Source organism: Rothia nasimurium, from assembly GCF_928382285.1.
GTDB classification, from domain to species: domain Bacteria; phylum Actinomycetota; class Actinomycetes; order Actinomycetales; family Micrococcaceae; genus Rothia; species Rothia nasimurium_E.
Genome location: NZ_CAKMSS010000033.1, coordinates 1 through 424 on the forward strand (window position 1 = coordinate 1; position 424 = coordinate 424).

The window sequence follows — 424 nt, forward strand, 5'->3', positions numbered from 1 at the left end:
TCTCGGGAATGGTCAGGCGCCGGTTGGCGCGCACCGCACCATGGCAGGCCATGGTCGCCAGCAGCTCGTTGAGGTGCGCCTGGATACGGTCGCTGGTGCCATATTCGAGCAGATCGGCCAGCACGTCGCGCACCAACTGGGTCGCTTCGGCCTGCTTGAGCAGCGCCGGAATCTGGCGGATCGCCAGCGTCTCCTCTCCCAGGCGCTGCAATTCGAAGCCCAGACGCTGGAACCACTGGCCATGCTCCTCGGCGCAGTCGGCTTCGCGCTGACTGAGAGCGATAGACTCCGGTACCAGCAACGGCTGGCCGCGCAACCCCTCACTGGCCATCGCATGCTTCAGGCGCTCGTAGGTGATGCGCTCATGCGCGGCGTGCATGTCCACCACAACCATGCCCTGGGCATTCTCGGCGAGGATGTAGAC

1 pseudogene is annotated in these 424 nt (G+C 65.3%); it reads right to left on the reverse strand.

The window, feature by feature from the left end:
* A pseudogene (locus L6758_RS10935) lies at positions 1–424 on the reverse strand (hypothetical protein); the annotation flags it as partial.